9 protein-coding genes are annotated in these 8,721 nt (G+C 72.8%); 8 read left to right on the forward strand and 1 reads right to left on the reverse strand.

Annotated features, from left to right (window positions below):
- The 4 genes from IEZ12_RS38440 to glnII form a co-directional block, all read left to right on the forward strand.
- Window positions 1-1,506: SpoIIE family protein phosphatase (locus IEZ12_RS38440; protein WP_229847559.1), on the forward strand; the 1,506-nt coding region annotated here is incomplete at its 5' end.
- A 104-nt stretch (window positions 1,507-1,610) separates the two neighbouring features.
- Entirely contained in the window at window positions 1,611-2,384 is a 774-nt protein-coding gene (locus tag IEZ12_RS15420; RefSeq protein ID WP_189272551.1) for a response regulator, read from the forward strand.
- A gap of 265 nt (window positions 2,385-2,649) precedes the next feature.
- Window positions 2,650-3,582 (forward strand): SCO1860 family LAETG-anchored protein, encoded by a 933-nt coding sequence (locus tag IEZ12_RS15425; RefSeq protein WP_189272552.1) that lies wholly within the window; start codon window positions 2,650-2,652, stop codon window positions 3,580-3,582.
- Window positions 3,583-3,758: 176 nt separating this feature from the next.
- On the forward strand, window positions 3,759-4,781 hold the full coding sequence (glnII, locus tag IEZ12_RS15430; protein WP_189272553.1) for a glutamine synthetase GlnII: 1,023 nt from the start codon (window positions 3,759-3,761) through the stop codon (window positions 4,779-4,781).
- A gap of 73 nt (window positions 4,782-4,854) precedes the next feature.
- On the opposite strand, the gene IEZ12_RS15435 is transcribed toward glnII, so the two are convergent.
- Complete coding sequence (locus tag IEZ12_RS15435) at window positions 4,855-5,619, reverse strand: GNAT family N-acetyltransferase (protein WP_189272554.1); 765 nt, start codon at window positions 5,617-5,619, stop codon at window positions 4,855-4,857.
- An 86-nt stretch (window positions 5,620-5,705) separates the two neighbouring features.
- Here IEZ12_RS15435 and IEZ12_RS15440 point away from each other — a divergent pair, with 86 nt between their 5' ends.
- The 4 genes from IEZ12_RS15440 to IEZ12_RS38445 all read left to right on the forward strand — a co-directional run.
- Window positions 5,706-6,638 (forward strand): MerR family transcriptional regulator, encoded by a 933-nt coding sequence (locus tag IEZ12_RS15440; protein WP_189272555.1) that lies wholly within the window; start codon window positions 5,706-5,708, stop codon window positions 6,636-6,638.
- 80 nt (window positions 6,639-6,718) lie between these two features.
- Entirely contained in the window at window positions 6,719-7,882 is a 1,164-nt protein-coding gene (locus IEZ12_RS15445; RefSeq protein ID WP_189272556.1) for a M48 family metallopeptidase, read from the forward strand.
- A gap of 74 nt (window positions 7,883-7,956) precedes the next feature.
- On the forward strand, window positions 7,957-8,490 hold the full coding sequence (locus tag IEZ12_RS15450) for a hypothetical protein (protein WP_189272557.1): 534 nt from the start codon (window positions 7,957-7,959) through the stop codon (window positions 8,488-8,490).
- Window positions 8,487-8,721, forward strand: a 235-nt coding sequence (locus IEZ12_RS38445; protein ID WP_229847560.1) for an MOSC N-terminal beta barrel domain-containing protein, incomplete at its 3' end; no start/stop codon positions are given. The genes IEZ12_RS15450 and IEZ12_RS38445, both read left to right, overlap by 4 nt.

Genomic DNA, 8,721 nt, shown 5'->3' on the forward strand with positions numbered 1-8,721 from the left:
GACTGCCGTCAGGTGGTCCGCGTTGCGATCGGCGGCATCCGCGACGACGCCCCCTTCTTCCCGCTCGGCCGCACCATCGCCTTCGGCCGGGCCACTCCCCAGGGCTGGAGCCTGGGCACCGGACGCTCCAGGCTCGCATCCCGTCTCATCGACGACGCCGCGTGGCAGGGACAGGATCCGCCCGCCGCCCGCGCCCTGATGGACTACGGCGTGCACTCGATGATCGCGGCCCCGCTGCTGGCCCGCGGCATCATGCTCGGGGTGGCCGAGTTCTGGCGCGCCGACACCACGGCACCCTTCGAGGAGGACGACCGCTCCGTCGCCGAGGATCTCACCGCACACGCCGCCCTGTGCATCGACAACGCCCGCCGATACACCCGCGAGCACACGCTCGCTGCCACCCTCCAACGCCGCCTGCTGCCCGGTGAACTGCTGCCGCAAGCCGCCCTTGAGGTCGCCCACCGCTACCTGCCCGCCCAGGAAGGGGCCGGCGGCGACTGGTACGACGTGATCCCCTTGCCCGGCACCCGGGCCGCCCTCGTCGTCGGTGACGTCGTCGGACACGGGATCCACGCCGCCGCGACGATGGGCCGCCTGCGCACCGCCGTCCACAACTTCTCCGCTCTCGACATCCCCCCGGACGAACTCCTCGGCCACCTCGACGAACTCGTCCAACGCATCGACCGGGAAACCGCCGACGAAGAGGACACCATCACCGGCGCCACCTGCCTGTACGCCATCTACGACCCCACCGCCGGTCACTGCACGCTGGCCACCGCCGGCCATCCGCCGCCCGTCGTCGTCCACCCCGACGGCAGCGCCTACTACCCGGACATCCCCCAGGGGCACCCTCTCGGCCTGACCGCTCTGCCTTACGAGACCGCCCGGATCGACCTGCCGCCGGGCAGCCTCCTGGTCCTCTACACCGACGGACTCATCGAGAGCCGCGAGCAGGACATCGAGAGCGGCCTCCAGCTGCTGCGTGAGACCGTTGCCCGCCCGCACCGCACCCCGGAGGAGACCTGCACCGCCGTCCTGCGCCGCCTGCCGCCCGCCCACCAGAACGACGACGTCACCCTCCTGGTCGCCCGCACCCGCACCCTCAGCCCCGGCAGCATCGCCGAATGGGACGTCCCCCAGGACCCCGCCGCAGTCGCCCACGTGCGCGCGGCGGTCAACGACCAACTCGACGCCTGGGGCATCGAGGAAGAAGCCTTCGCCACCGAACTCATCCTCAGCGAACTGGTCACCAACGCCGTCCGCTACGGCGCCCCACCCATCCACGTGCGCCTGATCCGCGACGCCGCCCTCGTCTGCGAGGTCTCCGACGGAACCAGCACCGCACCCCACCTGCGCTACGCCGCCACCACCGACGAGGGCGGACGCGGACTCTTCCTCGTCGCCCAACTCGCCGACCGATGGGGCACCCGCTACACCGAAACCGGCAAGATCATCTGGAGTGAACAAGCACTTGACCAGCTGAAGCCGTTGTCCTCCCGAGAGTGAAGGCTCCGGTCCCGCTCGTAGCGCGGCGGCGAAGTGTTCGGCGTTGTCGCCCGCGATCCGAAGACCGGGCCGGGCAGCGGCAACGCGGCGCATACAGTGGGGCCATGGCCGACACGATTCGGGTGCTGATCGCGGACGACCAGGCGCTGCTGCGCGGCAGTTTCCGGCTGTTGGTGGATTCCACGCCCGGTCTGGTGGCCGCGGGGGAGGCCGCCGACGGGGCGGCGGCCGTCCGGCTCGCGCGGGAACTGCGGCCGGATGTCGTGCTGATGGACCTTCGGATGCCGGTGCTCGACGGCATCGCCGCCACCCGGGAGATCTGTTCCGATCCGGAGTCGGCGGGTGTCCGGGTGCTGGCGCTGACCATGTTCGACCTGGACGAGTACGTGTATCCGGCGCTCCGGGCGGGGGCCGGCGGCTTCCTGCTGAAGGACGCCACACCGGCCGACCTGGTGGCGGGGATCCGGACCGTCGCGGCGGGGGAGGGCATCCTGTCGCCGACGGTGACCCGGCGGTTGATCGCGGACGTGTCCCGGAACGCCGGCCCGGCCCGGCCCGAGCCGCGGCTGGTCGGGCTGACCCGCCGCGAGCACGAGGTGCTGGTGCTCGGCGCCACCTGGGCGGCCGGCCTCGCCGCGGCGGCGCGCAACGCGGTCGTCCCGCTGGTCGTCCTGCTGCCCATGGTGCTGGCCGGCTCGCACCTGCTGTCGCCGCTCGGCGCGACCCGGCAGCTCGCCCACTACCTGCCGGACCGGGCCGGCGCCGAGCTGCTCACGGTGGGCTCCCACGACCAACTCCGGTGCTTGCTGGTGCTGTTGGTCTGGACGGCCGCCGCGCAGGCCCTCGGCTTCTTGCGGCTGCGCCGCTGGGACGGCTGACGGGTGGCCGGTTGCCGGTGGCGTCCGGACGGGCTCGCGCCCTTTCCCGCTGGGAAGGCTCCGATGCGTGCCGGAATCTCTCCGGAAAAGGTCAGTCCGGATCGTCAACCTCACCCGAAGGAGTGAACTGACGCTCCGTGTTGCTGAGGTGACGCAGGGTTCGAGAAGACTGGCGGCAGTCGAGAGCGCGAACCCCTCCCCGTGCGTGGTGCCGGGTGAGGTCGCGGGTGCGCTCTGCCGTTCACCATGTGTGGGGGTTCCTGTCATGTCTGTTCTGCGCACGGTTGCCGTGTCCGCCCTGGCCGTGTCCGCCCTCGCGGTCGCGCTTCCGCTGCCGGCCTACGCCGCCGACGCCGGTACGCCCGCGAAGCCCGGGAAGGCGCGTGCGGTGACGGCCGAACTCGCCCTGGACGTCACGCTGTTGAACACGGTGAAGGTGCCCGTCGAGGTGGCGCTGAACAAGGTGGAGTCGCCGGCCCAGCGGGACGGGGCGATGCTCACCGCGGCGGTCGACGGGGTGGCCGACGGGCAGCCGGTGACCCTGGTGAAGGCGCAGGTCGGCAAGTCCGTGACCAAGACGGACGCCAATCAGGCCACCGCCTCCGTGCAGTTGGTCGGCGCGGACGTGCACGTCCCCGGGCTGCCGCTGACCACGCTGCTCGGGCTGGACGCGATGAGCGCCGAGGTCAGCTGCCCGGTGGGCGGCCAGCCCACCGCCAAGGTGACCGCCCCGGTGAAGCTCACGGTGCTCGGGAAGTCGGTGACGCTGGGCCTCAACTCGCCCACCCACGTGGACGTTCCGACGATCGGCTCGGTGGACGTCGAGTTCTCGAAGAAGACCGTCACCAGCAGCACCGCCGCCGCCTCCGCGCTGGAGGTGCAGGTGTCGATCAACCCGCTGAACCTGAACGTCGCCAAGGTGGACGGCAAGGTGACGGTCGCCGCGGTGTCGTGCGAGAAGCCGGTGGCGGCGGTGGCGCCGGCCGCCGCTTCGTCCGCCGCGCCGAGCCCGTCCGGCGCCGTGTCGGGGACGGCGCAGAACCGGACGACGCCGAAGGACGCCGGTGAGGAACTGGCGTACACCGGCTCGACCGGCACCACCGCGCTGGCTGCCGGCGGCGTCACGCTGGTGGTGGCCGGCGGGGCCGCCGTGTGGATGACCCGTCGTCGGCGCGCCGCGCACGCCCGCCACCGCTGAGCACGCCCGCGGTGCCCCAGTGACATGCCTGCGTAACGGGAGCGACCCTCCCGGACAGTGAGCATGTCACTGCGCACCGTTGGTTCACATGGGCGTTACATCGGAGGAACAACCGGGAAACGGCGGCTTGCGAGGCTACGCGGGCACCCACCACCCGAGCAGTGAGGTTCACCGCGATGGCAATCAAGGCCGAGTACATCTGGATCGACGGCACCAAGCCGACCGCGAAGCTGCGTTCCAAGACTCGTGTCCTGCCGAACGCGGACAAGATCCCCACCTGGGGCTTCGACGGCTCCTCGACCAACCAGGCCGAGGGCCACGCCTCGGACCGCGTGCTCGACCCGGTGCGCGTCGTTCCGGACCCGATCCGCGGCGGCGAGCACATCCTGGTGCTGTGCGAGGTGCTGGAGACCGACGGCACCCCCCACGAGTCCAACAACCGCGCCCTGCTGCGCGAGGTCGCCGAGCGCTACGCCGACCAGGAGTCGATCTTCGGCATCGAGCAGGAGTACACCTTCTTCAAGGGCTCCCGCCCGCTCGGCTTCCCGGAGGGCGGCTACCCGGCCCCGCAGGGCGGCTACTACTGCGGCGTGGGCGCCGAGGAGGTCTTCGGTCGCGAGATCGTCGAGCTGCACCTCGACCGCTGCATCGGCGCCGGCCTGGCGATCTGCGGCATCAACGCCGAGGTCATGCCCGGCCAGTGGGAGTTCCAGATCGGCCCGGTCGACGCGCTGACCGTGTCGGACGACATGTGGATCGCCCGCTACCTGCTCTACCGCACCGCCGAGGAGTTCGGCATCGACGCCACCCTGGACGCCAAGCCGGCCCGTGGCGACTGGAACGGCGCGGGCGCCCACACCAACTTCTCCACCAAGGCGATGCGCGAGGGCTACGAGGCCATCATCACCGCCTGCGAGTCGCTCGGCGCTTCCCAGGAGAAGGTGCTGGAGCACGTCAACCAGTACGGTGACGACATCCAGTCCCGCCTGACCGGCAAGCACGAGACCGCCCCGTGGAACGTCTACTCGTACGGCGTCTCCAACCGCGGCGCGTCGGTCCGCATCCCGTGGCAGGTCGAGGTGGACCAGAAGGGCTACATCGAGGACCGCCGCCCGAACGCGAACGTCGACCCGTACGTGGTCACCCGCCTGATGATCAACACCTGCTGCGAGGCCCTGGAGAAGGCCGGCCAGGTCTGATCCGCCGCACGTCGCACGACGGCGCCCGCCGAACCCCTGCTCGGGGGGTCGGCGGGCGCCGTCGTCGCTGTCGTCACATCCGGACGAAGCCGTGGGTGCGGCCCACCGTCACGAAACCGCGGCGGGCGTACCACTGCTGCGGCCAGTCCTCGGCGTCCGCGACCAGGAAACGCAGGCCGTCCGGGGCCTGTTCGGCGGCCAGGTGCAGGGCCGTGGTCAGCACCCGGTCCGCGAGGCCGCGGCGCTGGCGGTGCTCCGCCGTCGCCAGGTCCTCGATCTGCGCGGTGCCCGCCGCGTCCTGGTACAGGTCCGCCCAGGCGCCGAACTCGCCGTCCGCGTCCCGTGCGGCCAGGATCAGCACCCGGTCCGCGCCGGCCTCGCGGGCGGTCCGCCGCGACACCAGCTGGGCGATCGAGTCGTCCGTCGCCCACGGCAGCCAGCTGCGCCACTGGCGCTCCAGCACCGGTGCCAGCTCGGCGAGCTCGACCTGCTCCGCGCCGCCCGGGGCCGGCACCGGGCCCCGGTGGACCATCACCAGCTCCACCTCGTGCTGGTACCCGGCCGCGACCAGCCCCGGCGCCAGCGCCTGCCCGGCCGCCTCGTCGAAGACCGCGATCCGCCGGTGCCCGAGATGCCCCAGCACCTCCTCGGCCAGCCCCGCGACGTCCACCCCGCTCGGCGGCACGTCCAGGAGCAGCTGATTGTGCTCGTGCGAATACCGGTACCGCTCGCTCAACACCGCGAACCCGCCCGGCAGTTCCACCACCTCGTCGGCCTGCCGACGGGCGAACCCGCGACGGAACTCCAGCGCTGTCCGCAAACTCTCCTCGCCCACCATCCGGCCATCGTAGGCCGGGCCGACGGATGTACCCGAAGGAATATTCGGCTTGAGTCTCCCGTGGGGGGAGACCCCACAGTGGGGCCATGGACGGCGAAGAACTGGTGACGATCGGCGAGTTGGCGCGGCGGACCGGACTGACGGTGAAGACCATCCGGTACTACGCGGACACCGGGCTGGTGCCGTCCACCGATCGCAGCCCCGCCGGGTACCGCCGGTACGGGGCGCAGGCCGTGGCGCGACTGCAACTGGTGCGCACCCTGCGCGAGTTGGGCCTCGGCCTGGGGACCGTCCGCCGGGTGCTGGACCGGGAGAGCACGGTCGGCGAGGTGGCCCGCGCCCACGCGGACGCCCTGGACGTGCAGATCCGGACGCTGCGGCTGCGCCGGGCCGTGCTCCGCGCGGTCGCCGAACAGGGAAGCGAAGGAGAGGAGATCGCGATGATGCACCGACTGGCGAAGCTGTCCGACGAGGAACGCCGCCGCATGATCGAGGAGTTCGTCGAGGACACCTTCGGCACGGCGGACGCCAACCCCGAACTGGTGGAACTGCTCCGCACGGCCGTGCCGGAACTGCCCGAGGAGCCCGGCCCCGCCCAGGTCGCGGCCTGGGCCGAGCTCGCCGAACTGACCCGCGACGAGGACTTCCGCGCCTCGCTGCGCCGGATGGCCGCCTACCAGGCCGCGGAGCGCGCCGCCGGCGACACCACCGGGCTGCACCACCGGCTGACCGAACAGGTCCGCGAGGTCGTCGGCGGGGCGCTGGCGGCCGGTGTCGCCCCGGACTCGGCCCGGGCCGGACAGGTGGTGGCCGGCCTGACGGCCCGGTACGCGCAGGTGTTCGGGCGGCCGGACGACGCCGCGCTCCGGGCCTGGCTGCTGACCAGGCTGGAGGTGGCGGGCGACCCCCGGGTGGAGCGCTACTGGGAGCTGCTGGCCCGGATCAACGGCTGGCCGGTGCCGTCGTCGCTGGGCCCGGTGTTCGCGTGGTTCACCGCGGCACTTCGCGCGGCGGCCTGACGGCATGACGGGTCGCGCGGTGCACGGCGGCGCTGCGCGCGCAGGGGTTCGACGGAGCGCCGGGTCACTACGCTGGGGCCATGGCCGACACACCGCCCTCCGTCCCGTCCGGCGACTTCACCCCGCAGGAGCTGGCCCGCGGCCGGGCGTTGCGGCGGGCCCAGCTGCCGTGGGCGCTCGGCGGGCAGCTGGCCTCGCTGGCGCTGTCGGCGGTGCTCGGGTTCACGGCGGCCGGGGCGGGGCTGGTGACGGCGGTCGGCGGGTGGTTCGGGGGCAGTTGGGCGGCCGAGGTGCTGGCCGGGAGCGCGGCGCTGGTGCTTCTCGGACGGGTGGTGACGCTGCCGTTCTCCGCCGGGGTCCGCACCGCCCGCGTCCGGTTCGGCCTGGTCACCCAGGGCTGGAAGGGCTGGGCGGTGGACGCGGTGCGCGGAACGGCGGTGGCCCTGGCGCTGTTCCTGCCGCTCGCACTCGGCCTGTACGCGCTGATCGGGCACTCGCCGACCGGTTGGTGGGCGCCCGGCGCACTGGCCGCGGCGCTGCTGACGGTGGCGCTGTCGTTCCTGCACCCGCTGGTGTTCGAACCGCTGTTCAACCGCTTCACCCCGATGCCGGACGGCGAACTGCGCACCGCCCTGCTGGAGTTGGCCCGTCGCGACGGCATCGCGGTGCGGGACGTGCTGGTCGCCGACGCGTCCCGCCGGACCACCGCGCTGAACGCGTACGTCTCCGGCTTCGGCCCGACCCGGCGGATCGTGGTCTACGACACCCTGCTGAAGACCGCCGACCCGCGCGAGGTCGAACTCGTCGCCGCGCACGAACTCGGCCACGTCAAGCACCGCGACGTCGCCACCGGCACCGTCCTGGGGGCGATCGGCGCGGCCGTCGTGGTGCCGGTGCTGGCGGCGCTGCTCGCCTGGCAGCCGCTGCTCGACGCCGCGGGCGCCGCGCACCCGCAGGACCCGCGTTCCCTCCCGCTGCTCGCCGCGCTCGCCGCCCTGCTCGGAGCCGCCAGCACTCCTGCCCAGTGCACGGTCAGCCGCCGGATCGAGACCCGCGCCGACCGCCACGCCCTCGAACTGACCGGTGACGCCGAGCAGTTCATCGCCATGCAGCGCCGCCTCACCGTCGCCAACGTGGCCGACCCGAACCCGCCCCGCGTCCTCGAACTGCTCCTCTCCACCCACCCCAGCGCCACCCGCCGCATCGCCGCCGCCCGCAACTGGCGGGCCGCGCAGCCGTCCTGACGCAAAGCGGTGGCCGGGCAGGCCCGGTGCGGGAGAGAATCCGGCACCGAGCACCGAGCACCCAGGAGGCGTACATGGCGGACCGGCCGCTGCTGATGCTGGACGTCGACGGCCCGATAGCCCCGTACGGCAGGTTCCGGCGGCCCGGCGGCTACCGGACGCACCGGGTGCAGTCGCACGCCTGGCGCCAACGGCAGCTCGACCAGGGCGTGCGCAACCCGAAGCCGCTGCGGGTCTGGCTGCACCCCGACCACGGACCGTCCCTGCTGGCGCTGCCGTACAGCCTGGTGTGGGCGACGGCCTGGCGGGAGGAGGCGGACGAGCTCCTGGCACCGCTGCTCGGGCTGCCCAGGTTCCCGTACGTGAACTGGGAGTCGATGCACCACGGCGACCCGGACGGGCTGCACTGGAAGACCCGGCAGCTGGTGGCGTGGGCCGACCAGCAGCCGTTCGCCTGGGTCGACGACGAGATCGGACCGCAGGACACCGAGTGGATCGCCGCCAACCACCCGGGCCCGGCACTCACCCTGAAGATCGACCACCGGTGCGGGCTGCGGCCCGAACACTTCGCACAACTCACCGCCTGGGCCGAGGAGCTGGACCGTTGAGAGTCGCCGCGCTGTACCGCCACCCCGTGAAGTCGATGCTCGGCGAGGAGGTCTCCCGGGCCCGGATCGACGAGCACGGCGTCGAGGGCGACCGCCGCCGGGCCCTGCTGGACGTCACCACCGGCCGGGTCGCCAGCGCCAAACAGCCGCGCGCCTGGCGGCAGTTGCTCACCCTGCGCGCCGAGACCAAGGACGACGGCGTGCGGATCACCGGCCCCGACGGCGGCGAGC

The sequence above is a fragment of the Kitasatospora griseola genome (genome assembly GCF_014648555.1).
GTDB classification, from domain to species: domain Bacteria; phylum Actinomycetota; class Actinomycetes; order Streptomycetales; family Streptomycetaceae; genus Kitasatospora; species Kitasatospora griseola.

Excerpts from the sequence above, each read along its gene's own strand:
- IEZ12_RS15420 (WP_189272551.1), top strand. The coding sequence starts at position 1,611 with ATGGCCGACACGATTCGGGTGCTGATCGCGGACGACCAGGCGCTGCTG.
- IEZ12_RS15425 (WP_189272552.1), top strand. The coding sequence starts at position 2,650 with ATGTCTGTTCTGCGCACGGTTGCCGTGTCCGCCCTGGCCGTGTCCGCC.
- glnII (WP_189272553.1), top strand. The coding sequence starts at position 3,759 with ATGGCAATCAAGGCCGAGTACATCTGGATCGACGGCACCAAGCCGACC.
- IEZ12_RS15435 (WP_189272554.1), bottom strand. The coding sequence starts at position 5,619 with ATGGTGGGCGAGGAGAGTTTGCGGACAGCGCTGGAGTTCCGTCGCGGG.
- IEZ12_RS15440 (WP_189272555.1), top strand. The coding sequence starts at position 5,706 with ATGGACGGCGAAGAACTGGTGACGATCGGCGAGTTGGCGCGGCGGACC.
- IEZ12_RS15445 (WP_189272556.1), top strand. The coding sequence starts at position 6,719 with ATGGCCGACACACCGCCCTCCGTCCCGTCCGGCGACTTCACCCCGCAG.
- IEZ12_RS15450 (WP_189272557.1), top strand. The coding sequence starts at position 7,957 with ATGGCGGACCGGCCGCTGCTGATGCTGGACGTCGACGGCCCGATAGCC.